The organism is Rubneribacter badeniensis (assembly GCF_002899695.1).
In the GTDB taxonomy this organism is placed as follows: Bacteria; Actinomycetota; Coriobacteriia; order Coriobacteriales; family Eggerthellaceae; genus Rubneribacter; species Rubneribacter badeniensis.
In genome coordinates this window covers 1-22,569 of record NZ_PPEL01000051.1, presented here as the reverse complement: position 1 = coordinate 22,569, position 22,569 = coordinate 1, and the positions used below count along the sequence as shown (strand labels likewise).

Sequence of the window (22,569 nt, the reverse complement as noted above, 5' to 3'; positions counted from 1 at the left end):
CTGGTACCGGGAGGGGAGGCTGAAGGCGTTCGACGAGGGAGGGCGCAAGGTGTACGATACGATAGCCGGCCGCAGGAGGCGGCTGGGGCTGGCCGCCTAGGCCGTCCGGAAAAACGTCCGCACCCCCTTACTCGATTCTTTACCGCAGAATGCGCGAACAAGGCCGAACCGTCGGACAACGGTACAATATCGGAAAATTTCTGCGATTCTATTACCGTAGTCGTCCGAGGAGCCCGCTCAGCGCTACCACAGCTGTCCGACGAACCCGCTCAGCGCTGCCACAGCTGTCCGGCAAGTCCGACCGACACCATCACAGCCGCCCGACGAACCCGCCCGACGCCGCTTCAACCGTCCGGCGAGCTCGCTCGACACCGCCTTAGCAGCCCAGCAAGCCCGCCCGGCACCGACCTAGCAGCTCGGCAGGCCCGCCCGGCGCCGCCGCAGCCGCTTGGCAAACGCACTTAAGGCACACGAGAGCCAGACGTCCACCTTGCGGCGAAACCAGCATCGCCCATCCGATCGCGCCGCCGCCTAGCCGCGCCGCCGCAAGTCGCCATCCATCGCCCGAACGCGCCCCACGCACCCGGACGCCGTCGCCCAGCGCCCATCGCCCGAGCGCGCAGTCGCGTCGCGCCGCCCCGGACGACCTCGCCGGGGCGGCGATCGGCGCACCGCCCTAGCCGCGCACCTCGGCACCGGTGGCGGCGCACACCTTCTTCACAAGGCGCTCGTGGGCCTTGTCGACCTCCTCGCTCGTGAGCGTGCGGTCGGCGGTGCGGTACGTCAGCGCGAAGGCCATCGATTTCTTGTCGGCACCGACGCGCTCCTCGTCGCGGTACACGTCGAACAGGCGCGCGTCTTCGAGCAGCTTCCCGCCGGCCGAGCTCATGCATTGCATGAGCTTCTCGCAGGTGACGGCCTCGTCCACCACGAACGCCACGTCCATGGACACCGCAGGGAAGGTGGGCACGTCCACATAGTCGCGCGCGGGGCGGGCGGCTTTCACGAGCGCGTCCACGTCGAGCTCGAACGCCACGACCGGCGCTTCGGCCTGGTACGCATCCACTGCGAGCGGATGCAGCTCGCCCACCCAGCCGAGTTCGGTGCCGCCTGACAGCACTACAGCTGCGCGACCCGGCTGCAGATGCGGCGCCTCGTCGGCTGAAAGCGCCTTGAAGCGCAGCTTCGGCAGCGCCAGCTCGCGCGCAAGGCTCTCCACCACGCCTTTGCCGTCGAAGAAGTCGAAGGCGGCGGGCGCGTCGTTCCAGCCGGCCTCGCGCATGGTGCCGGCCAACACGCCGGCCACCTTGCGCTTCTCCTTCGGCTGCTTTTTGCCCTCGTGCGCGTAGAACACCACGCCCGTCTCGTAAAGCTGGACGTTCTTCACGCCGCGGCTCTGGTTGTAGGCGACGCTGCGCAGAAGGCCCGGGATGATGCTCTGGCGCATGACGGACTGGTCGGCGTTGAGCGGGTTGATGAGCTCCACCGGCTCGCCCAAGCCCTCGGCGGGCATGCGCAGACGCTCAAGGTCGCCCGGTTCGGCGAACGAGTAGGTCATCGTCTCGTTGAGGCCGCTCGCGCGCAAGGTGCGGTTGATCGCGTCCATCACATGCTCGGCGCGCGTGCGCGTGCCCACGCGGCCCGGGCCGCCGGGCAACGTGGCCGGAATGCGGTCCATGCCCCAGAGGCGCAGCACTTCCTCGTACAGGTCGATCTCGCGCTCGAGATCGGGACGGAACGTGGGCGCGACGACGGACAGCGCATCGGCATCGGATGCCGCGTCGGCGACCTCGCAGCCAAGGCGCGCAAGGGCGTCCTCGACGAAGTCGCGCGAGATGTCGGCGCCCATCATGGCGCAGAAGCGCGGCATGCGGAAGCGCAAAGCGCGCGGCTCGGACACGAGCGGCCACGCGTCCACGATGCCGGCGTCGTTGCCGGCGGCGGCGCTCACCGTGCCGCCGGCCACCTCCACGATGAGGGCGGCTGCCGCAGCCGAGCGCGCCTCGATGCCGTGGTCGTCCACGCCGCGCTCGTAGCGCAGGGAGCTCTCGGAGATGAGGCCGAGGTTGCGGCTCGTGCGGCTCGTGCGGCCTGCCTCGAACGTGGCGGCCTCCAAAAGGATGTTCACCGTGTCGTCCGTGACCTCGGTGTCGAGCCCGCCCATCACGCCGGCGAGCGCCACCGCGCCCTGCTCGGGCGTGGCGATGACGGTCATGTCGGAGGTGAGCGCGCGCTCCTCTCCGTCGAGCGTGGTCAAGCGCTCGCCGTCCTCCGCGGCGCGGATGACGACGCGCGCCCGCCCATCCTCGCCCGCAAGCTTGTCCAAGTCGAAGGCGTGCAGCGGCTGGCCGAACAAAAACAGGATGTAGTTCGTCACGTCCACGACGTTGTTGATGGAGCGCTGGCCGATGGCCGCCAAGCGTTCGACCATCCAGTCGGGGCTCGGCCCCACCTTGCACCCGCGGATCACGCGCGCGGTGTAGCGCGGGCAGCGCGTCGGATCGTCGATGGTCACGCTCACCGCCTCGTCCACCGGCGCGCCGTCGGCAGCGGGAGCCAGCTTCGCGGCCATCTCGGCCAGCGGGTTCGTCCAGTCGCGCTGGCACATGGCGCCCACCTCGCGCGCGAAGCCCACGATGGAGAGGCAGTCGGGGCGGTTCGGCGTGATCTCGAGGTCGAGCACCGTGTCGGAGAGCTTCGCGTAGTCGGCGATGGGCATGCCCACCGGCGCATCCTCCGGCAGCACCCAGATGCCCTCGTGATCGGCTCCCATGCCCAGCTCGCGCTTCGAGCAGCACATGCCGCAGCTCGCAATACCGCGCAGCTTCGACTTCTTGATCTTGAAGTCTCCGGGCAAAACCGCGCCCACGGTGGCCACCGGCACCTTGATGTCCGCGGCGATGTTCGGCGCGCCGCACACGATCTGCACCGGCTCGCCCGCGCCCACGTCCACCGTGACCACGTGCATGTGATCGCTGTCGGGATGCGGTTCGCACGTCTCCACATGCCCGATCACCACGCCGTCGAGCGCCGCGCCCGTCTTCTCAACGCCCTCCACGCCCGTGCCCGTCAAGTCGAGCCGGTCGCAGAACGCCTTCGTGTCGGCAGGCACGTCCACATACTCGGACAACCATTTGAGAGATACTTTCATGTTGTTCTTCCTTCTATTTATAAGCCGCCTGCAGTGCAACCCAAAACGTCGTCATTTGGAAAGACACCCAGCAAAAGCGGCAACATCGATCTTGCGAAGGGCGCTCGGCGGCGTCCACCAAGCGAGTTCCGCACGAGCCGGACAGCCCAGTGGGCTGTCCGTGCGAGCAGGATGTCCGAGCGACTGGACGTCGCCGAGCGCCCTGCCACGCGCCCTAAAACTGCCGCAAGAAGCGCATGTCGCCTTCGAGCAGCATCCGCAGGTCGGGGACGTTGTACTTCAGGCAGGCGATGCGCTCCACACCCATGCCGAACGCGAAGCCGGAGTACTCCTCCGGGTCGATGCCCGACATGGCGAGCACGTTGGGATCCACCATGCCGCAGCCAAGGATCTCCAGCCAGCCCGTGTTCTTGCACATGCGGCAGCCTTCGCCGTGGCAGATGCCGCAGCTCACGTCCACCTCGGCAGACGGCTCCGTGAACGGGAAGAAGTGCGCGCGGAACCGCGTCTTGCGCTCCGGACCGAACACCTGCTTGCACAGGTAGTCCATCGTGCCCTTCAGGTCGCCGAACGTGATGCCGCGATCCACCACCAAGCCCTCGATCTGGTGGAACTGCGGCAGGTGGGACGGGTCGGCCACGTCGCGGCGGTACACCTTGCCCGGAGCGATCACGTAGATGGGCAGCTTTCGGTCCTCCATCGCGTGCACCTGCACGCCGGAAGTCTGCGTGCGCAAAAGCACGTCGGACTCGCCGCGCACGTTGCATGCGGCCCCGGAGCGATCCACCACATAGAACGTGTCGGCCAAACCGCGGCTGGGATGGTCGGCCGGAGCGTTCAGCGCCTCGAAGTTGTAATAGCACGTCTCCACCTCGGGGCCCTGCGCCACCGAGTAGCCCAAGCCCAGGAAGATCTCGGATATCTCGTCGATGATGCCGTTGATGAGGTGGCGCGTGCCGATCTGCTGGGCACGACCCGGCAGCGTCACGTCAACGGCCGCCGCGTCGATGGCCGCGGCCAGCTCGGCAGCCTCGAGCGCCGTCTTGCGCTCGGCAAGCGCCGCCTCCACCTCCACGCGCACCTCGTTCACAGCCTTGCCCACCTGGGCGCGCTCCTCCTTGGGCACCTGCCCCATGCTGCGCAGGTAGCCTGTGAGCGTGCCGGATTTGCCCAGCACGGCCACGCGCACCTGGTCGAGCGCGGCGGTGTCGCCCGCCTGCGCGATGGCGGCCAGCGTCTGCTCGCGCAGCGCCGCCACGTCCTCCACGATTGCCATACGCCCTTCTTCCCTTTCCGTCTCTTTCCGCACGGCGGGCCGCGCCTCGCCGCAAAAAAAGAGCCTTCTCGCGTCCTTGCCTGTTGGGAAACGGACGTTCCCCGGATCCAAGGACGAGAGAAGGCTCTCGCGGTACCACCTCGGTTGACGGCTTCGATCGCATCGCGTCTGCCCCGGCGCGCACGCCGAAGCCCCGCATCGCAATCGTCGAGCCGTCCGCTCGTTTTCGCTCTGTGACGGGAGCGCCCGGCGCGGCCTACTGGACGTCCGCGCTCGCGCGCCCCGCGTTCAGCCCCGCAGCTCGGAAGGGAATCGTCGCGCGTGCCGTCCGGGCCCTTTCAGCTGGGAAAGCCCGTCTCTGGAGGCGGCAACCGTGCGCGACGCCGTCTTCGTCGTCGCATGTAACGAGTTAGTATAGCGCATTCCGGACGCTTGCGCGAGAATCGCGGGAACACCTCGCGCGCCCATGGCGCTGCGGTGCTCAGGACACAGAAACGGAGAGAGGACGCCGCTTCGCCCCGGTTCCCAACCCAGGTGGCGCGCGCCTCTCCATGAGCTCAAGCGCGCCCCACGAGAACCGCGTCGGAAAGCTACAGGAAGCGATACTGCACGGTGCGCAGACCCCATTCGGTGCAGGAGGAGTAGCCGAACGCCTTCCACACGCCGGGCTGCAAATCGAGGGAGCGGCTGCCGCCGCCCATGTAGCCGCAATCGTTCACGATGGCGAACACGGTGATGCCGTTGTAGGATATCTCGACCGTTCGGCCATAATACTGCCAATAACGATCCCATGCCATGGGCACCGCCACGCCCATCGACCAGTCGTCGCACACATCCCCCGTGGCCGTGACGCCGGGATTAGGGGTGTAGGGATCGGTGGAGCCGCCGTACGCCGAGGCGATTCCGGTCGACCAGCCCGCGCCCGCGCTCGGTCCGGTGTTGTTGCCGGAGGACGAGCCGCCCGTGCCCGCATCGTCCCCCTCGCCGGCATCGGGCTGCGGGGCGGGATCGGGCTTCACCTCCTGCTGCTGGTCGCCGGGACGCATCGTGTTCGTGTTCGCCTCCTCGACGGCCACCGGCTCGCTCAACTCGCCGGCGGCAGCGGCTTCCTCGGCCTTGCGCTTGAGCTCTTCGAGGCGGGAGGCCTGGTCGCTGCGCTCGCTCTGGGCGCTTTGCAGCTGCGTCGAAGCCTCGGCCGCCGCCTGCTCGGCCTCGGCGCGCTTTTGCTCAAGCTCGGCCAACTTCGCATCCTGAGCGTCTTTTTGGCTGTTCAGCTCGGCCACGAGGGCGTCGAAGCGCGCGGAGCGCTCCTTCTGGGCGGCCACTTCGTCGGCTTGGTAGCGCATGATGCTGTCAAGGTAGGCGAGGTTGCGCAACAGCTCGCCGAAGTCGGACGATTCGAAGAGCAGCGAAAGCACCGATTCGGCTGCGCCGCCGTTGGCGTACTCGTAGGCGGCGCTCTTCGCCAAGGCGTTGCGCCCCTCCACCACGGCGGCCTGCGCCTCCATGGCCTGGGCCGCCGTCTCGTCGATACGCGCTTGAAGCTCGGCGATCTCCTGCTCGAGCGCCTCGTAGTCGGAGGCGATGGACGCCGCACGCCCCTCTGCGTCGTCAAGCGTCGATTGCGCATCGTCCACGGCGGATTGCGCCTCGTCAAGAGCTTCCTGCGCCTCGTCGGCGGCCTGCTGGGCCGCTTCGGCCTCGCCAGCCTCCGCAGCAGGGGCCTCGTCGGCCCACGCGCTGCGGCCCGGATCGGCAAAAGCCGCAGGAAGCGCCAGGCCGAGGGCGACCAGGCATGCGAGCGCGCCCCGCGCAACCGCGCGGGCCCTTCGGCTCGTCGGCATCGTGCGAACCATCATGCAACCTCGCTTTCGATCAGCAGCCGATCGCGCGCGGCATCGAGCGCCGCCGCGAGATCGACGATAAGATGCTCGTTGTCGGTGAAGTACTCGTCATCGTAGTCGGCATCGGACATGATGGCCACCACGTACGCGCCGTCGTCGTCCACCACCAGGCCCGCATCGTTGAGCGCGGCCGTGCTGTATCCGGGGAAGTCCACCTCGTAGCCCGGTTTCGAGAGCACCGTGCAATCCACACCGAGCGCCTCGCGCAGAAACGAGGCGTGCGTGCGCTCGAGCAGGCCCCGGCACCACGCTGCGTTCGGATCGTCGCCCATGAGGAAGGCTCCTGTGTTGAGCCATAGCTTCGCCAGATCGCGTGGCGTGTACGAGGGATACCACTCGCCGAGCCACGCCGCCGCGTCCACATCGGCCTGAGCGCACCATGCTTCGAAGCCGGCGGCCTCGAAGCGCTCGCGCAGAAGCGCGTAGCCGGTGTTGTCCGAGTAGACGAGGGTGTTCTCGAGCACGGTGCGCAGGTCGTAACAGGTAAGGTCGTCCTCGGCCATGATGCCCGTGCCCTCCATGACCAAATCCTCTTCAACCTCGTCATCGAGCGAGGCCGCGCCGCTGGCCACGGCGTCTTGCAACACGTACGAAGCGAACGGAGCCTTGACGGTGCTCGCGCAGAAGTACAGGCCATCGGCGTTGTAGCCAAGACCGCGCTGCGAGGCCAGATCGTACACGACGAACCCCACGCTGCAGCCCGCGTCGGCAAAAGCGGCGATGGCGGCCTCCACATCGGCGGCCTCGTCGGAGCCGAGCACGCGCGAAGTGCCGTCGGAAGCGTCGAACAGGTTGAGTTCGTTCGTGGACGAAGCGCCGTTGAGCGCCGAACGCGCCTCGGCGGCCACGGCGAGAGGATCGGGAACGGACGCATCCGGCAGGGAAGACGGCTCGGCCTGCTCCTCAAGCTGGACGGCCTCTGCCTCGTCGAGCCCGACCGCCGCCGTCGCGACGTCCTCTGCGACAGAGGTCGGCGAAGAGGGCGGGACGGGCGTTTCGGGAGTGGGAGACAGCGCAAGCGCAGCGCCGATCACGCCCGAAAGCGCGAGCACGCCGGCAACCGCCGCGGCGGCAGCTTTCGCCGGCAAAGGCGCTTTCCGCACCATTCTCGCTATGTCATCCCAGTTCATCGCCATATTCGTCTCCCGGCGCACGCGCCGTTGCCAGCGTTTCCCCGGCGCGCGAAGCGCCCTGCCTAGGAAGTATTCCCCATCAAGCGCCAGGCGGCAAGTGCGCGCCGGACAATCAACATAGGAGGGCCACGGGTTTTACGGCCGGTTTTCGCCTCCGCTGCCGAAGCGTTCGCAGACGCTTCGGAGGAGATGCGCGCCGCTTCGGAGCCGCGAATGCGAGGATGTGCGGATGTGCGGCGATTCCGCAGACGCGCCTGGTCAGCCCCCTCCCCTGCGCTCTGCGTTCGCACCAGCGGATCGCCTTGCGCCGCCCAAACCCGCCATCCCGCCACGCGACGACGCGCCGCCCTTTCGCCACCCTTTTGACAGCGTCCCCAACCTTTCACCATGCTTTCGTCACGCTCTCGTCACGCCCCTTTGTCACGCCGCGGGTCGCCGTGCGGGATTTCGGCCCGAAAATGGCCACGAAGCCGCGTTCTGGCACGGATCGGCCCCCTCGGGCGCGCGTCCGGAACTCGCGACCTGGCCTTTTGCCGGAAGCGCCCTCCGCGGGGGCTCCCGGACCCCGCCTTTTCGTGCCAGAACGCGGTTCCGTGGCCATTTTCGGGCCTTTTTCGCGCACGGGACAAGATCGGCAGCTAAGCGACGCGCCGAAACGCAAACTCCAACCCGCCGAACCCCCGCCGCCCCGACCCGACGGACCGCCTATGCCGATCTCGCTTTGGCAGTGAGAACCCCTTCCCGCGGCAAATCGTATCCTCCGACCAATTTGCGGCCCTTAACTGATTCCTCCGGCCGACACACATCCCCCAGCCAACAAGGGAAGGGGCAAGAGGACAACAAGCGCGAAGAACGGCGAAGGGGGAAGGAAGGAGAGGGAGGACCGGTCGGGCGTGACCAGTTGGCCAGTCAGGAGATGGGCAAGCGTTTCTTTTTCGGACATGAGCCAGCTTTCCCGCGAAAAGGGTCGATCTCTTCGCCCCTCAACAGGAAATTGCCCGCTTTTCCCGATGGCGGGGTTGCCAGCAGCGGGGGCGCGGGGCACCATAGGCGCAGCAAGAGCCGCAATGCAACCGCCGCGCGAAGGAGCCGCCGTGAACATCGTCTGCCTCGACCTCGAAGGGGTGCTGGTACCCGAGATTTGGATCGCGTTCGCCGAGGAAAGCGGCATCCCCGCGCTTTCACGCACCACGCGCGACGAGCCCGATTACGACAAGCTCATGGCCTACCGGCTGGGCATCCTGCGCGAGCACGGTTTGGGGCTGACGGAGATCCAGCAGGTCATCGCCGGTATCGAGCCGCTGCCGGGTGCGCACGAATTTCTGAACGACTTGCGCAAGCGGACGCAGGTCGTCATCATCAGCGACACGTTCACCCAGTTCGCACGCCCCCTTATGGAGAAGCTGGGCTGGCCGACGCTCTTCTGCAACGAGCTGGAAGTGAATGCCGACGGCACCGTGACGGGCTGGCGCATGCGCACGCCGAACTCGAAGCTGGACACCGTGTGCGCGCTGCAATCGGCCGGCTGCCAGACCATCGCCGCAGGCGACAGCCACAACGACCTCGCCATGATCCGCGCCAGCAAGGCCGGCTTCCTCTTCCGCAGCACCGAGGCCATCAAGGCCGAGAATCCCGACCTGCCCGCGTTCGACCGCTACGATGATCTGCTGACCGCCATCGAAGCGGCCTTGGAAGCGTAGCGCGCGCCGCGATGCGCCGTTGGGGAACCTACCGTGGATAACGTCACCGCCCGCGCGCTCTGCGCCGTGAACAAGCGCTTCTATCAGCGTCAATGCGCGTCGTTTTCCACCACGCGCACCACGCCATGGGAGGGGTGGCAGCTTTGTTTGGAGTGGGCACGGAAGGCGCGGCGGGCAGAAGGCACGCAGACGGGCGACAATGCGGGCGCAAGAGCCGCGCACGGAGACGAGAACACGGCTGCAGGAATCGCGCGCGAGAACGGAAACGCAGGCCCACAGATCGCACGCAGGAGCGAAGACGCAGGTGCGAGAGCCGCGCAAGAAGGCAGAAACACGGACGCGGAGGACGCGGACGGAAAAGGAAACGCAGACGCGAGAGCCGCGCGCGGAGACGGGAGCGCAAAGGTAGATATCGCGCGCGGAAACGAAGGCGCAGGGGCAGGAGCCGAGCACGAGAGCGAAAACGCGGACGAACAGAGCGACATGCGAAGACGGCAAGGGGACGCAGACGCGAAAACCCTGCGGTCGGAGCATGCGCGACCTGCGCTTTCCGTACTCGACCTCGCATGCGGAAACCTGCGCTTCGAGGCGTTTTTGGCAAAGGAGCTGGCCGACACCGACTTGGCGTTCCACACGGCAGACGACTGCGACGCGCTGGTGAAGGGCGCGCCGTGGAGGCCGGACCCCGCCGATGGGGCCGCCCTCGGCAACCGGGCCGCCGGCTCTATCCGCTGGCATCACCAAAGCTTCGACGTGCTGGCGGCATTGGATGCCGAGGGGCGCAGCGACGGGGCGGCGTTGGATGCCGAAACACCCGGCGGCGGCCCCGCTCTGGCCGAAGCGCTGCAGACGCCCCGCTGCGATCTGGCAGTTTCATTCGGGTTCCTGCATCACATCCCGCTGCCGCGCTGGCGCGAAGAGGTGCTGGCGATGCTGGCGGCCAAGGTGCGGCCGGGCGGGTTCGTCATCGTGTCGCTTTGGCGCTTCTTGGAGAATCCCCTGCTGGCCCGTAAAGCGGAGGCCACGCACGAGCACGCGCTGGCCGAGCTGGGGCTGCCCCCGCTCGATGCCGGCGACCGTCTGCTGGGCTGGAGGGACGAGCCGGGGGCGTACCGCTACTGCCACAGCTTCACCGACGGCGAGATCGATGCGCTGGCGGCCTCCGTGGGCCACGCCGTCACCGAGGTGGCCCGCTTCCGCGCCGACGGCCGCGACGGCGCGCTTAACAGCTATTTGGTGCTGCAGGTAGAATAGGCAGTCGATGGAAGATATCTTGCTGGACATACTGGAAGAGCTGCGGCGGGAGCGCGACGTGCCGGATGCGCCCGCCGTGGACGGCAAGGCGGTGGCGCGCATCATCCGCAAGCGCAACGAGGGACGCGCGAGTGGCGACCACTTCGCCAAAAAGCACCTCTTCCCCTATTACCAACAGGTGAAACGCGACGACCCTGCCCGCTGGCGCAGCTGGGACATCGACGAGGCGCTGGAAGCGCGCCTCGTGCGGCTTCTGCGCGTGAAGCCGCGACGCACGGCGTCGGGCGTGGCCACCATCACCGTGCTCACGAAGCCGTGGCCGTGCGCCAGCAACTGCCTGTACTGCCCGAACGACCTGCGCATGCCGAAAAGCTATCTGGCCGACGAGCCCACGTGCCAGCGCGCCGAGCGCGTGTTCTTCGACCCGTATCTGCAGGTGGCGGCGCGGCTGCGCACGCTCGAGCAGATGGGCCACATCACCGACAAGGTGGAGCTCATCGTGCTGGGCGGCACATGGAGCGACTACCCCGAGGGCTATCGCATCTGGTTCGCAAGCGAGCTGTTCCGCGCGCTGAACGAGGCGGGCGAGTGCGACGAGGAGCAGCGGCGAGCGCGCATGGAGGCTCGCCGCGCGCGTTATCGGGAAGCCGGCATCCCCGAAACGCGCGAGGAGGCCGCGGCGTTCGCCGTCGACGCGCAGCGGCAGGTGAACGCCAGCGCGCTGCGCTACAACGACGCGATGGCGTACCTGTACGGCCCCGGCAGCCCGTGGGAGCGCCTTGCCGCCGAGCAAACGACCGACCTCGCCGAGCTGGAACGCCAGCACGCCGCCAACGAGCGCGCGGCGCACCGCGTGGTGGGACTGGTGGTGGAAACGCGGCCCGACGCCGTCACGCCCGAGGCGCTGGCGGAGCTGCGGCGGCTCGGCTGCACGAAGGTGCAGATCGGCGTGCAAAGCCTCGATGAGCGCACCCTCTCGCTGAACGCGCGGTGCCTCTCCCCCGCGCGCATCGCGGAGGCGTTCGCGCTGCTGCGCCTGTTCGGCTTCAAAATCCACGCCCACTTCATGGCGAACCTCCTCGGTGCCACGCCCGCGGCCGACAAGCGCGACTACCGCCGCCTCGTCGCCGACCCGGCGTTTCTGCCCGACGAGGTGAAGCTGTACCCGTGCGCGCTCGTGGATGGAACGGGCCTGATGGCGCACTACCGCGACGGCAGCTGGCGGCCCTACACCGAAGAGGAGCTGCTTGACGTGCTGGTGGAGGACGCGGCCGCCACGCCGCCCTACACGCGCATCTCGCGCATGATCCGCGACATCTCATCGCACGACATCGTGGCGGGCAACAAGAAGGTGAACCTGCGCCAATTGGTTGAGCGGCGCGCGGAAGAGGCCGGCGTGCGCTTCGAGGAGATCCGCACGCGCGAGATCGGCACGGACGGAGCCGACGTGGGCGCGCTGGCGCTTTCCGTCGTGGCATACGAAACCGCGGTGGCAAGCGAGCGCTTCCTGCAATGGACCGCGCCGGACGGGCGCATCGCCGCGTTCCTGCGCCTGTCGCTGCCGTTCCCCTCATGCGTGGACGACCTGCGGGAGCGGTTCGCCGACTTCCCCATCGGCCCCGGCGAGGCCATGATCCGCGAGGTGCATGTGTACGGCGCCGTGGCCGGACTGCACCGCACAAGCGCCGGCGCCCAGCACCTCGGCTTGGGCAAACGGCTCATCGAGGCCGCATCCAGCATCGCCCGCGAGGACGGTTGCGAAGCCCTCAACGTGATCAGCGCCGTGGGCACCCGCGAGTACTACCGCGGCCTGGGCTTTCAGGACAAAGGGATGTACCAGCAGAAGACTCTGTAGCGCCCAACCCCTCGCTCCCCCGAGCCCGCTCCAACCGAGAAACGGTGCCGTCGCTCACAATAGTCCTCTTTTCGAGAAACAACTTTTAACCTGCTCCGGCAGCCATCCATTTTCAGAAAGAATAGCCACCTCTATAGCAAAGCGTTCAGCGAGATTCCATTTTGTTCGAACCCCTCCGATATCGAACGCCTTGATGCCACAACGGCGCAGCTCATTAGCCCTCAAAAAACTACGATACCCGCAATTGGAGAAAACAAAGACCACCGCACCATCGAGATCATGCGATGTCTCGTTCGTATCCCCCCCCCCAATGCATAGCGTTGGTCAGAGTACCTTTCTCGTATTCTTCCTTAGATCGAGCATCAAGCAGGCAGAACCTTTCTCCGCAAGAAGCCACCTTCCCCGCTTGGTCGAAACTCAAACCTGGAGCTATCTCCTCAGTTTTCATTTCCCTTTTTGCAAAAAATAATTTGATTTTCTGCCAAACATCAGCAAGTGTAGTTGCATCAGAAACCATACAGGCAAAGCAAATTGTCTCAATGATGAAAAAGGCAAGGTACATGAAGACGGCTATCACCCCGGTATAAGGAGAGCCGCTCAATTTCAGCAACGCAATAGAACCAGCCATAAAAGTGAATGCCACAACAACAGAACCCGATTGCTTTACGGAGTTGGGAATAAACAGACCCGTCGTTCTTCGAGCATGAGCCTTGATGATCCTCCTTCCCTCTTCAAAAGCAAGATGAGAAAGCAAAGAGGTTCCCTTCAAATGTTTCTCGGCAAAATCAAGGTCAGCTTTGCAGCAAGTCGATTTGCGCTTTTGCATCGCATGGATACTCGGCAATATATTTTGCACAATGGACACCATCACAGCAATGAACAAAGCTGCAGCCATCGCCACAGCAACCACTCGCCCTTCATCTCCGAGAAAGGCACTTGGTAACGAAGATAGGAAGCCGAATACCACCTGAATTAAATCCATACGATCACTTTCTAATCGTCCAGACTGCCCTTCAGCTCTTCGGCAGCGCCAGAAATCTCCGCAGCAATAGAACGCGCCCGCCCCGAAGGTAGACCGGCGCGCGCGCCGACTGCCAGCAAGTCCTCGAGTTCGATGTTCCGGCCTTTGCCGTTCACCGTCGTGGCGTGTTCGCCGTTCATGCCGTCGTTGCGCGTGAGGTCGTACGCTGGGGAGAGCGTCCAAGCGCCGCGGGGCTCGTCGTAGAGGTACGAGAAATTCTTGGCGTGGTCGTCTCGGTTCCCCACGAATACGTTGAAGCACATCAGGCGATAAAGCCGCTCCACCTCGCTGAAATCATCCGTCAGCTTCAGCGTAAGCTTCATCAGCATGTCGTAGTCGAGATTCGGTATCCGATGCGACGTCTCCAAGAGCGCGCCGGCCGACGCCATATGGACTTTGGTCGTTCGCCCGTGCGCGTTCCGCACGCGGTCGAACCGCCGCACGCCGAAATACCCCTCGCATCGCTTCGAGGGAAACAGCCGCACCTCCGGCATGGCGATGCCGCACGCCTGGGCGGCCAGCGCTATGCGGTACTCCTCCAAGCCGATGGCGGGGCCGTCCACGGAGGCGGGGAACTTCACGATCCATTCCTCCCCGTCGATACGCGTCAGTATCTTCGGACGGGCGCCGCCCGAAGAGCCGCCCAGTGCGAAGAGGGCGTCAAGGTCCTCGGAGAAATCGGTGCGCAGCAGCCGCGCGCACTCCTCGGCAAGCTCATCGAGGTCGAGCGCGGAGCCGGCAAGCGGAACGTCCGTCGCCGGCTCGTATTCGAGCGCACCCATGCCGCTGCTCCCCACGAGGGAAAGTCGCGCGATGGGGCCGACCTCGTACGGGTCGATGCCCTGCGACCGCAGCAGCCGGTCAACCAGAAGCCGCCCCCATCCATCAGGCAAGCTGTCGTCGAACACGCCGAACACGCCGTCGAGCGGATGGCGGTCGGCGACGAACACCCTCTTTTCGAGCGGCAGACTCAAGGGGCTTATGCTGAAGCCGTCGCGCAGCCATTCGTCCTCGTACTCGAACGCCAGCACGCCGTCGCGCGTGGCGGCGAGGGTTCCGACGGAGCGGCCCGCGTAGAATACGTACACGGATTTGGAGGCGAGGCCCGCCCTGTCCAAGAACCTACGGGCAGCAAGCGAGGGCGGGTTTTTGGAAGCGGCGGCGGGCTTGGCGGGCGAGGTTACACCCAACATGGGTTCGGACTTACCGCTCATCAAGGACCTCCTGTATCGACGCATAGCCGCGCTTCGAGAACAGCGCGGCGAAATCTGCCTCGCAATCGAGCGCGATCGCCAGCTTGATGAGCGAGGCGAGCGCGATCTGATGCTCGCGCTCGAACCGTTTGAGCGACCCGAGGCTCACGCCCGACTTCCGCGCGAGCTGCGCCTGGGTGAGCCGCCGCTCCTTGCGCCGCGCGCGAACCCGCCCCGCCAACGCGGCGGCAATCTCCTCCGGCATCTGTTGATCAAGAAGAGTTATCATAGCTAATATTTTATCCAAATAGGGAAAATATTCAATATATGGCTTATATACGAGCTGCATTTGATGTCGTAAAGCCAATGGGAACCACCGCAGTCTCCGCGCCGCAAACCCCCTATTTGACCGCAATCGCAAGGCAGGAGCGGAAGCCCACGCGGCGCCACTCCACGCGGGAAAACCACGGGGAGAGGATGGCTCGCAGTTCGGATTCGCTGTAGATGCGCACGTCGCCCTCGAAGCTGTGCCTCATAAACGCGTTCATGAGCGCGCGGGCAGGCGCAGGCTGCCAGCAATCTCCGATGACGAAGGCACCGCCCGCCGCCAGCACACGCCATGCTTGGAATGCGGCACGATGCGGGTCGGGGTAATGATGGAATGAGTCGTTGCAGTACACGAGGTCGAACAACCCGTCCGAAAACGGAAGCCGCTCGCTGTCCGCGCACGCCAGCCGCGCACGACTGCCGAGGCGCGCCGCGGCGCGGGAGAGCATCCGCTCGGAGAGATCGACGCCAGAAAGCTCGCAGGAGGGAAACGCCTCCAGCACCTGCTGCGCCAGTGCGCCGGTGCCGCAGCCCATATCGAGGATGCGCAACGGACGCGAGAGGGCGTGCGGAGCGCGCGAATCGCACGAGGTGCCCGAATCGCCTAGGGCATGCGAATCGCGAGAATCGCACGAGGTGCCCGAATCTCCTAGGGCATGCGAATCGCACGGAAAATGCAGGGTGCGCAGGGAGCGCGAAACGTGCGGGATGTGCGGGATGTGCGCGGGATGCGAATCATATGGGATGCGCGTCGTCTGACGGCAGGGGGCGAAAGCATCGCCATCCGCGCCCGCGGCCAAGGCCGCAGCGCATTCCCGCAACGCCGACAGCACGTGCGGGTAGAGCGAGCGCGCATGGGCGCCCTTCATATCCTCGTCATAGGTGGCAGCTTGAAGGTCGAACGCCCGACGGGACTGCTCGCGCTTCCGCTGCGCCTCGCACGCGAAAGCGGAGCCCGCAGCACCTTCGTCTTTCGCACGTTTTCTCCCCTTGAACTCCCCCTCCCCTCCCTTTTCCTTTTCCACTTTTCTCCCTTCCCCTTTATCCTCTTCCTCTTTCTCTCCCTCCCGCTTTGTCTCGCCTTCCTTCCCTTCCCGCTTCGCCTCTTCCTCTCCCCCTTCCCGCTTTCTCCCTTTTCTCTCCTCCTCTCCCGCGCCTCTCTTCTTTTTCAAATCCTCCATTTTCCCCGCTCTCTCTTCCCTTCCCTCTCCCGTTTCTTCTCTCATTTCTCGCTCCTTTCATTGAACAATGTTTAATGACTTTGCCAAAAGAAAACCCCGGCACGCCGCGAAAAACGGCTGCGCGGGGCCGAGGCTTATGCGAAGGGCTACGGCGCGGGGCGCGTCTGCGACGCCAGCAGCACGTCGAGGTAGCCGCGCACGAGCGCGAGCTTCCGCCGATCGGGCGCATCGGGGGCGGTCATGATGCCCAACTGGCCGTTCAGGATGAAGTCCACCAGCACCTCGGGGCTTTCCACCGTCATGCCGCGGCGGCGCGCGTCGGCGTTTACGGCGGCCAGCACATGGGGGCGCAGCCGCTCGGACAGGGCGAAGAACAGCTGGCGATGGAACGCACGGCTGCCCTGCGCATGGAAGAATTCGTGATAGCGCAGGTTGCCCTCCTCTGCCGCAGCTGCGAACAGGGCATCCATCTTCTCGGCGAGCGTCAGGCGCGCATCGTCGAGGATGGGCAGGAACGCATCCGCGCACTCATGCGCATAGACGTCCAGCGCGACGGCGAACAGCTTCTGCTTGGAATCGAAATAGTGGTAGCACAGCCCCGCCGTGATGCCCGCGGCGCGCGAGATATCGCGCATCGACACCGCGTCGTAACCGCGCTCCGCGAACAGCCGCATGGCCGCATCGAGTATCTCCCGCCTCCGCTCCTCCGGATCCTTCACCGTGCGCGCCACGAAGCTCCTTTCGCCATCCGGTCATGCCGCGAAGCCCAGTATGCCCCTTCATTGAACGAATGTCAATAAAGGGGTGAGAGGTGCGCAGTAGAAGGGTGCATGGCAACCCCGCCCTCCGAAAGTCCGAAGGTACGCGCCATCGCGCCGATCGAGGGATGAGGAGCACGCGAAGAGAGGGAGAAGCACATGGCGAGGGAGGGGACACGTGGAGAGCGCAAAGAGAGAGAAGGGGGGGGGGTGGCGAGAAAGGAGGGCCGCACGGGGCGCGCATGATGAGCGAACGGGCAAGCAAGCAAGCGAGCGAGCGAGCGGAGGAGGCGCATAGCAAGAAGAAGGCACCGGAAGGACGTCCGCATGTGCGGCTCCTCGCCTTGCGCGGCGCGAAGAAGCGCCCGAAGACGCCGCCGCGTCGAAGAAGGAGGCGCATCGCGCTTCGGCGAAAAGGCTTTCCACGGGAGCGGCTTCCGACAGAAGGAAGTCCCCGACAGGAAAGGGACCTTCGGCGGGAAAGGGACCTTCGGCACAAGCGGAACCTTCAACCCTCGTCCGTTGCAGATGTTGCAACGTTTGCCCAAGCCTGACGGCATCGCAGCGGCGCATGCGCGTCGTGGTACCATAAAGCGCATGCAACTCCTCTGCCCTCGCATAAAAGGAACCGACACGGGCTCCCTTCCCGTCCTTGCCCGCACGCATCCGCACGCCGTGCGCACACCCGACCGCGCTGGCACGGCGCGGACGAACGCGACACGGGCCGCCCGCGCACCCGAGAGGCGCGATTCCGAAAAGCGCACGTCCGCAGAACTCATACTTGCAAGGAGCGCGCCCACGGGGTACGCCTCCGCAGAGCGCACATCCATGGGGCTGGCGCTTGCAGAACCCGCATCTGCGAGAAGCGCCCCTGCAGAGCGTGCGTCCGCAGGGCGCATCTCCGCGGAACACGCACTTGCGAAACGCACCTCCGCGGAGCTCGCCTTCGCAGAACGCACGCTCGCAAGGAACGCGCCCACGGGGTGCGCGCCCACAGAACGCACGTCCTCAAAGCGCCCGAAAAGCGCCGCCGACGCGGCGGCTCCTAGGCGCGATGTCGCGGAGAGGCGGTGACCCGTGCAGTCGCAGCGCCTGTTTGAAATCGTCTTTCTGCTGATGGAGCGCTCGCCGCGCACCACCGGCGAGCTGGCCGAGCGCCTCGAGGTGTCCACACGCACCGTGCGCCGCGACGTGGAGGCGCTTTCGGCGGCGGGCGTGCCCGTGTACACGACGCGCGGAAGGGGTGGCGGCGTTCGCCTCATGGACGGCTACGTGCTCGACCGGTCGCTCGTGACCGACGCCGACCAAGCCGAGATCCTCGCCGGGCTCGCGACGCTGCGCCAGACCGGCGCAACGGACGACGAGGGGCTGGCCGAGCGCATGGCGCGCCTCTTTCGCTGCGAGAACGCCGACTGGCTCGACATCGATTTCTCGTTTTGGGGCGCACCGCCCGCGCACCGGCGCACGTTCGATCTGGTGAGGCGCGCCATCGTGGAGCGAAGGCCGCTCACGTTTCGCTACTGCGACTCCTGCGAGCGCACGACACGGCGCACCGTGGAGCCGGCGAAGCTCGTGTACAAGGAGCGCTCGTGGTACGTCCGCGCCTGGTGCCGCGAGCGCGCGGATTGGCGCACGTTCAAGGTCATCCGCATGGAGGAGGGCTCCCTTGAGCTGGGCGAGGACACATTCGAGCCGCGTCCGCTGCCGCCCGACCTTGCGGATTCCCGCCCCACCGGACGCGAAGAGCGCCTCGTGCTGCTGTTCTCGGGCGACGAGGGCCGCGTGCGCGAGGAGTTCGACCCCGCCGCCATCGAGCGCCTTGGCGACGGCCGTCTGCGCGTGGAGCTGCACGCCGAGCCCACCGAGCGCGCACGCCGCCATCTGCTGTCGTTCGGCGCGAGCCTGTACGTGGAGGAGCCCGCGCACCTGCGGGCATGGCTGCGCAACGAAGCCGCCGCCCTCGTGCGGCGCTGCGAGGAGGGCTGGCAGAAATGACGACCCGTCGCGCGCTCTTCCAAAGGTTCGCGCACCGGCTGCATTACCTCGCGATCGAAAAAGAGCGGTGGTTTTCATAACCGGACATGCCCTGTCCAGTTACGTCCGGTATCGTGCCCTTCGTCAGCACATCGAGTGAAAGGACATGGGCCATGCAAAAGACACCGAGGGGAAGCGTCGTCGCCTACCTGCCCGAACGCTTCGCGGACTGGGAGGCGGGGCTTGCCTGCGCGGAGCTCAACAAACCGGATGCCGGATACCGCGTGCTCACGATGTCGGCCGACGGCACGCCGCGGCGCTCCATCGGCGGCTGGACGGTCGCTGCGGACCTCTCGCCCGACGAGCTGCCCGACAACGCGCGCCTGCTCATGCTCGTGGGCGGCGAAACATGGCTCGACGGCTCGAACGACGCCGCGCTGCGCGTCGTGGACGCATGCGTGGCGCGCGATGTGCCCGTGGCGGCCATCTGCGGCGCCTGCACGTTTTTGGCCCGGCACGGGTATCTGGACGCATGCGAGCACACGGGAAACGCCACCTTCGAGTTCGCCGAGCTCGCGCCCGCCTACCGAGGGCAGAAGCTCTTCCGCAGCACGCCAGCCGTGGACGGCGGGGCGTTCATCACCGCCAACGGCGCGGCAAGCGTGGAGTTCGCACGCCTTGTGCTGGCCCGTCTCGGCGTGAGGCCGTGGGGTGACGAACGCGCATGGTTCGCCGCGTTCAAGCGCGGGACGTTCGTGGAAGGGTGAGCGCGCGCAGCGACCACGCGCAAACGGACAAGGAACAAAGAGCAAGGAGCATTCCCATGACCGCCGCATTCGATTTCAAGAAGGAATACCGCGACCTCTACCTGCCGAAAACCACGCCCGCGCTGATCGACGTGGGTCCGATGACGTTTCTCGCCGCGGCGGGCGCGGGCGACCCGAACGAGGAGGAGGGCGCGTACGCAGCAGCACTCGAGGCGCTTTACGCCCTCTCGTTCACCATCAAGATGGCAAAGAAAGGCGACTGGCAGCCGGAAGGCTACTTCGATTACGTGGTGCCGCCGCTCGAAGGGCTGTGGTGGGGCGGCGGATTCGACGAAGCGCGCGCCGCGGACAAGGGCGCGCTTCGTTGGGTGTCGCTGATCCGCCAGCCGGATTTCGTCACACCCGAGGTGCTTGCCTGGGCCGCCGAGCGCGTGGCGGCAAAGAAGCCAGGGGCCGACGTGGGCCGCGTGCGCCTCGTGCGGTTCGCCGAGGGGCCGTGCGCCCAAATCATGCACAGAGGGCCGTACGACGACGAGCCCGCCACCGTCGTAGCGCTCGAGGCGTTCGTCGCCGCATCGGGGCGCGAGGACGACATCGCCGAGCCGACCAGCGACGAAGCGCTGCTCGACGCCCTCGACGCGCACGGCGGCGTGCCCGCCGTGCGGCTGCATCACGAGATATACCTGGGCGACCCCCGCCGCACGAAGCCGGAAAACCTCCGAACCGTGGTGCGCCACCCCGTTCGCCGCGCGTAAGGGAAGCGAGGTGCGGCTAATTCGACGCCAAGCCTCCGGCGAAGCGGACGCCAGGATCCGCCCGCTGATGCTCGATGTGGAATACGACCACGCGGCGACGAGCATCGTCTTTCGTATAGTACAAAGTGAACGGGGTATCAGGCACCGCGATGAAACGACACGGGAACGGAGGCCGCGCAGCTTCGTAGTGCGGATCGTACCTGTGACCGATGTCGGGAAACAGCGCGAGCGCACGGCGATACTCGTCGACCTTGTCGTACACGCGCTCACTCTCGATCTCGGCCATCATGAAATCAACCACAGAGCGCGTGTAGGCAACTTCATACTCGCCCATTTACGACCAGCCCTTGGCACGGCGAATCTCCCGATCCGCTTCTGACGCATTCACCGTATTGCCGTCGAGAACGTCTGCATAACCCCTCATCAAGCTACGATACGTGCGAAGCTCCTGTTCAAAAAGCTCGTTGCGAAACGACATGGCCTCGTCAAACGCCGACGCATCCATGACCACGACGCACGCCGCCCCATTGCGCGTCAGGTAAAGCGGCTCGCAGGTGTCTGCCAACTCCTCGATGAGCGCGTTCTGGTTTCGGTTGAACTCGGAGAGCGATCTGATAGCGGGCATCGATAACTCCTATCATGAAAATAACAGTATATTTGCAGTGAATTATCCATGCAAAGAGCGTACCCGTCAAGCGACTTCAGTTGGGAGAAGGGAAAGTACGAGAGAGGAGAGGATTCCGTCAGGGTCGTTGCCCATTTCCGCATCGCCTCCCCTTGCCGCGCGCCCACGTATAAGCGGTGGCCCACCCCCACCAGTTCCATCCAACTCGAAGGGACGCAGGGGTAACGAATGTGCCCGGAGAGCCTTTCTGCCCTTTTCGTCAAACCAATGCGGGCGCACAACCCTCAGCAAGAAACCAGACGCCTCCTCGGTGGACGAATCGCTCTTGAAATCCAACCTCCGGAGTTGCATCCTCGACACACCGAGCGGTTCGCTCTATCCAAGATTGCGCAACCGTTTAGATTTGCCGAAATCGCCCACACTTCGCCCCTTGCGGAAGGCCCGCGCCAAGCAGACCGCCCGAACATCGCATGCCCGACAACTCCGCGGGAAGGCCCATCGCAGCTCCGCAAAAGCCCGCCGCCAACCAACGAACCCAAGGCCGTACCCGACAACCTCGCGGGAAAACCCTCGCGTACAAGCCCGATGACCTTGCGGGAGAACCCCCTCCCCCGCTTCCAAGCCCGCGCGGTCCCGCAAGAGGCTCCCCCGCCGCAAACCCATGCGGCTCCACGGAAGCCCTCCGCGCCTAGCAGCCTCGCGCGCGAGAACTTAGCGCGGCCTCAGCGGCCGCGGTGCTTCCGTTTGCGCTTCTGTTGCTTGAGAGCGAAACGGCGCGCGGCCTCGTCGCGACGCGCGTTGCGAGCGGCGGCCTTGCGCTCGTGCTTGCGCGCCTCGTAGGCAGCGGCCAAGACGCGCTGGGCCTTCGTGCCCGCGCCGGCAGCCTCCACGAGCTTGCGCGCCTCGCGCTGGCGGCGCTTGGGGTTCGCATGCCCCGGATAAGCGGCGAAGCGCCCACCCGCGTCCCCGGATCCCGATGCAGGCGCAACCGCGAACGCGGACCCCGGCCCAACCCCGGGCGCAACCGCATACGCGAACGGCAGCGTCGCCCAACGCTCGCAGACAAACGCAAGGATCTCGGAATCGGTGGGTTCGGCGGCGCCGAACACGACGCGGCACACTCCGTAGCGCCCGCCTTCGGCGCGCTCGCAGACGCCTACCCAGAATTGGCCGTCGTGATAGACGGTCAGGGTGGATGACACGCTGATCTTCCGCATGGGGTCCTCCTTTATGTCGCAAACCATGCGGAGAAGGGACAACCAAGGAGGCAGGTTACTGACGGCGGATCGAAAAGCCCCGAGCGTCCGCATGCGGAACGGAGCGGCGCGCCGCACCCCGACTACCCGACGGGGTCGTGTTTTTATCTCCGCAGCGCATGATAGCGCGAAACGGACGACATGGAAAACGCCCCGCTCGCCCGCCTTTTCGAAATCGCAGCACCCGCCTTCCCAAAAGCGAAAGAAGCTCGCCCTCCCCTTCGCATAGCCCCCGCCGTCCGAAGCCCACCCGAGACGCCCGCGCGTCCATGCAACTGGCTTGGCTCTCCGTGCAACTGAGCGCGGACGGGGTTGCGAAAGCGCAGGGGATTCGCGCATACTGGCGGCATCGGGCGAACGCATCAGGCGGTGTTGACGCCATCGGCCAGCCCGCCAACGCCCCCGCCGCCCGAAAGCCGCCGAACGCCCCGACCCCGAC

At 66.0% G+C, this 22,569-nt stretch carries 18 protein-coding genes; 6 read left to right on the top strand and 12 right to left on the bottom strand.

Features of this window, described 5'->3' with window-relative positions:
- Positions 1-676 precede the first annotated feature (676 nt).
- The 4 genes from pheT to C2L80_RS08720 form a co-directional block, all read right to left on the bottom strand.
- The gene (gene pheT, locus C2L80_RS08735; RefSeq protein ID WP_103263036.1) at positions 677-3,151 is read right to left on the bottom strand and encodes a phenylalanine--tRNA ligase subunit beta; all 2,475 of its coding nucleotides are present in this window, start codon (positions 3,149-3,151) and stop codon (positions 677-679) included.
- A 214-nt stretch (positions 3,152-3,365) separates the two neighbouring features.
- Positions 3,366-4,427 (bottom strand): phenylalanine--tRNA ligase subunit alpha, encoded by a 1,062-nt coding sequence (gene pheS / locus C2L80_RS08730; RefSeq protein ID WP_103263035.1) that lies wholly within the window; start codon positions 4,425-4,427, stop codon positions 3,366-3,368.
- 590 nt (positions 4,428-5,017) lie between these two features.
- Positions 5,018-6,286, bottom strand: coding sequence for a coiled-coil domain-containing protein (locus C2L80_RS08725; protein WP_087198367.1), 1,269 nt, complete (start codon positions 6,284-6,286; stop codon positions 5,018-5,020).
- Complete coding sequence (locus tag C2L80_RS08720) at positions 6,283-7,467, bottom strand: serine hydrolase (RefSeq protein WP_239938850.1); 1,185 nt, start codon at positions 7,465-7,467, stop codon at positions 6,283-6,285. Before C2L80_RS08720 ends, C2L80_RS08725 begins: the two co-directional genes overlap by 4 nt.
- Before the next feature lie 1,091 nt (positions 7,468-8,558).
- Here C2L80_RS08720 and thrH point away from each other — a divergent pair.
- From thrH to C2L80_RS08705, 3 genes are all read left to right on the top strand, one after another.
- Entirely contained in the window at positions 8,559-9,164 is a 606-nt protein-coding gene (gene thrH / locus C2L80_RS08715) for a bifunctional phosphoserine phosphatase/homoserine phosphotransferase ThrH (RefSeq protein WP_087198371.1), read from the top strand.
- A gap of 483 nt (positions 9,165-9,647) precedes the next feature.
- Positions 9,648-10,418 (top strand): methyltransferase domain-containing protein, encoded by a 771-nt coding sequence (locus C2L80_RS13730; RefSeq protein ID WP_129589925.1) that lies wholly within the window; start codon positions 9,648-9,650, stop codon positions 10,416-10,418.
- A gap of 19 nt (positions 10,419-10,437) precedes the next feature.
- Complete coding sequence (locus tag C2L80_RS08705; RefSeq protein ID WP_239938848.1) at positions 10,438-12,273, top strand: elongator complex protein 3; 1,836 nt, start codon at positions 10,438-10,440, stop codon at positions 12,271-12,273.
- A 277-nt stretch (positions 12,274-12,550) separates the two neighbouring features.
- On the opposite strand, the gene C2L80_RS08700 is transcribed toward C2L80_RS08705, so the two are convergent.
- From C2L80_RS08700 to C2L80_RS08680, 5 genes are all read right to left on the bottom strand, one after another.
- The gene (locus C2L80_RS08700) at positions 12,551-13,255 is read right to left on the bottom strand and encodes a hypothetical protein (protein WP_103263033.1); all 705 of its coding nucleotides are present in this window, start codon (positions 13,253-13,255) and stop codon (positions 12,551-12,553) included.
- A gap of 11 nt (positions 13,256-13,266) precedes the next feature.
- A complete protein-coding gene (locus C2L80_RS08695) occupies positions 13,267-14,508 on the bottom strand; it encodes a type II toxin-antitoxin system HipA family toxin (protein WP_204600564.1) in 1,242 nt (413 codons plus the stop codon).
- Positions 14,498-14,776 carry a helix-turn-helix domain-containing protein gene (locus C2L80_RS08690; RefSeq protein WP_204600563.1) on the bottom strand — a complete coding sequence of 93 codons (279 nt, stop codon included), beginning with the start codon at positions 14,774-14,776 and terminating at the stop codon, positions 14,498-14,500. Before C2L80_RS08690 ends, C2L80_RS08695 begins: the two co-directional genes overlap by 11 nt.
- Positions 14,777-14,888: 112 nt before the next feature.
- Positions 14,889-15,839, bottom strand: a complete 951-nt coding sequence (locus C2L80_RS08685) for a class I SAM-dependent methyltransferase (protein ID WP_239938846.1) — start codon at positions 15,837-15,839, stop codon at positions 14,889-14,891.
- 302 nt (positions 15,840-16,141) lie between these two features.
- Positions 16,142-16,726 (bottom strand): TetR/AcrR family transcriptional regulator, encoded by a 585-nt coding sequence (locus C2L80_RS08680; RefSeq protein WP_087198378.1) that lies wholly within the window; start codon positions 16,724-16,726, stop codon positions 16,142-16,144.
- Between the two features lie 1,104 nt (positions 16,727-17,830).
- Between C2L80_RS08680 and C2L80_RS08670 the strand changes: the two genes are divergently transcribed.
- The 3 genes from C2L80_RS08670 (at position 17,831) to C2L80_RS08660 (ending at position 20,249) form a co-directional block, all read left to right on the top strand.
- Positions 17,831-18,748 carry a helix-turn-helix transcriptional regulator gene (locus C2L80_RS08670; RefSeq protein WP_087198380.1) on the top strand — a complete coding sequence of 306 codons (918 nt, stop codon included), beginning with the start codon at positions 17,831-17,833 and terminating at the stop codon, positions 18,746-18,748.
- Positions 18,749-18,900: 152 nt separating this feature from the next.
- Positions 18,901-19,494 carry a DJ-1/PfpI family protein gene (locus tag C2L80_RS08665; protein ID WP_157941048.1) on the top strand — a complete coding sequence of 198 codons (594 nt, stop codon included), beginning with the start codon at positions 18,901-18,903 and terminating at the stop codon, positions 19,492-19,494.
- A gap of 56 nt (positions 19,495-19,550) precedes the next feature.
- Positions 19,551-20,249 (top strand): GyrI-like domain-containing protein, encoded by a 699-nt coding sequence (locus C2L80_RS08660; protein ID WP_103263031.1) that lies wholly within the window; start codon positions 19,551-19,553, stop codon positions 20,247-20,249.
- 16 nt (positions 20,250-20,265) lie between these two features.
- Here C2L80_RS08660 and C2L80_RS08655 read toward each other — a convergent pair whose 3' ends face one another.
- The 3 genes from C2L80_RS08655 to C2L80_RS08645 all read right to left on the bottom strand — a co-directional run bounded on the left by C2L80_RS08655 (position 20,266) and on the right by C2L80_RS08645 (position 22,091).
- The gene (locus tag C2L80_RS08655; protein WP_092200867.1) at positions 20,266-20,583 is read right to left on the bottom strand and encodes a hypothetical protein; all 318 of its coding nucleotides are present in this window, start codon (positions 20,581-20,583) and stop codon (positions 20,266-20,268) included.
- Positions 20,584-20,874, bottom strand: a complete 291-nt coding sequence (locus tag C2L80_RS08650) for a type II toxin-antitoxin system Phd/YefM family antitoxin (protein WP_087198387.1) — start codon at positions 20,872-20,874, stop codon at positions 20,584-20,586.
- 722 nt (positions 20,875-21,596) lie between these two features.
- On the bottom strand, positions 21,597-22,091 hold the full coding sequence (locus C2L80_RS08645) for a YjdF family protein (protein WP_087198389.1): 495 nt from the start codon (positions 22,089-22,091) through the stop codon (positions 21,597-21,599).
- Positions 22,092-22,569: the final 478 nt, after the last annotated feature.

Coding starts and splice junctions, on each gene's coding strand:
- C2L80_RS08660 (WP_103263031.1), top strand. CDS start 19,551: ATGACCGCCGCATTCGATTTCAAGAAGGAATACCGCGACCTCTACCTG.
- C2L80_RS08665 (WP_157941048.1), top strand. CDS start 18,901: ATGCAAAAGACACCGAGGGGAAGCGTCGTCGCCTACCTGCCCGAACGC.
- C2L80_RS08655 (WP_092200867.1), bottom strand. CDS start 20,583: ATGGGCGAGTATGAAGTTGCCTACACGCGCTCTGTGGTTGATTTCATG.
- C2L80_RS08695 (WP_204600564.1), bottom strand. CDS start 14,508: ATGAGCGGTAAGTCCGAACCCATGTTGGGTGTAACCTCGCCCGCCAAG.
- C2L80_RS08720 (WP_239938850.1), bottom strand. CDS start 7,467: ATGGCGATGAACTGGGATGACATAGCGAGAATGGTGCGGAAAGCGCCT.
- C2L80_RS08650 (WP_087198387.1), bottom strand. CDS start 20,874: ATGCCCGCTATCAGATCGCTCTCCGAGTTCAACCGAAACCAGAACGCG.
- C2L80_RS08725 (WP_087198367.1), bottom strand. CDS start 6,286: ATGATGGTTCGCACGATGCCGACGAGCCGAAGGGCCCGCGCGGTTGCG.
- pheS (WP_103263035.1), bottom strand. CDS start 4,427: ATGGCAATCGTGGAGGACGTGGCGGCGCTGCGCGAGCAGACGCTGGCC.
- C2L80_RS08700 (WP_103263033.1), bottom strand. CDS start 13,255: ATGGATTTAATTCAGGTGGTATTCGGCTTCCTATCTTCGTTACCAAGT.
- C2L80_RS08645 (WP_087198389.1), bottom strand. CDS start 22,091: ATGCGGAAGATCAGCGTGTCATCCACCCTGACCGTCTATCACGACGGC.
- C2L80_RS13730 (WP_129589925.1), top strand. CDS start 9,648: ATGCGAAGACGGCAAGGGGACGCAGACGCGAAAACCCTGCGGTCGGAG.
- pheT (WP_103263036.1), bottom strand. CDS start 3,151: ATGAAAGTATCTCTCAAATGGTTGTCCGAGTATGTGGACGTGCCTGCC.
- C2L80_RS08690 (WP_204600563.1), bottom strand. CDS start 14,776: ATGATAACTCTTCTTGATCAACAGATGCCGGAGGAGATTGCCGCCGCG.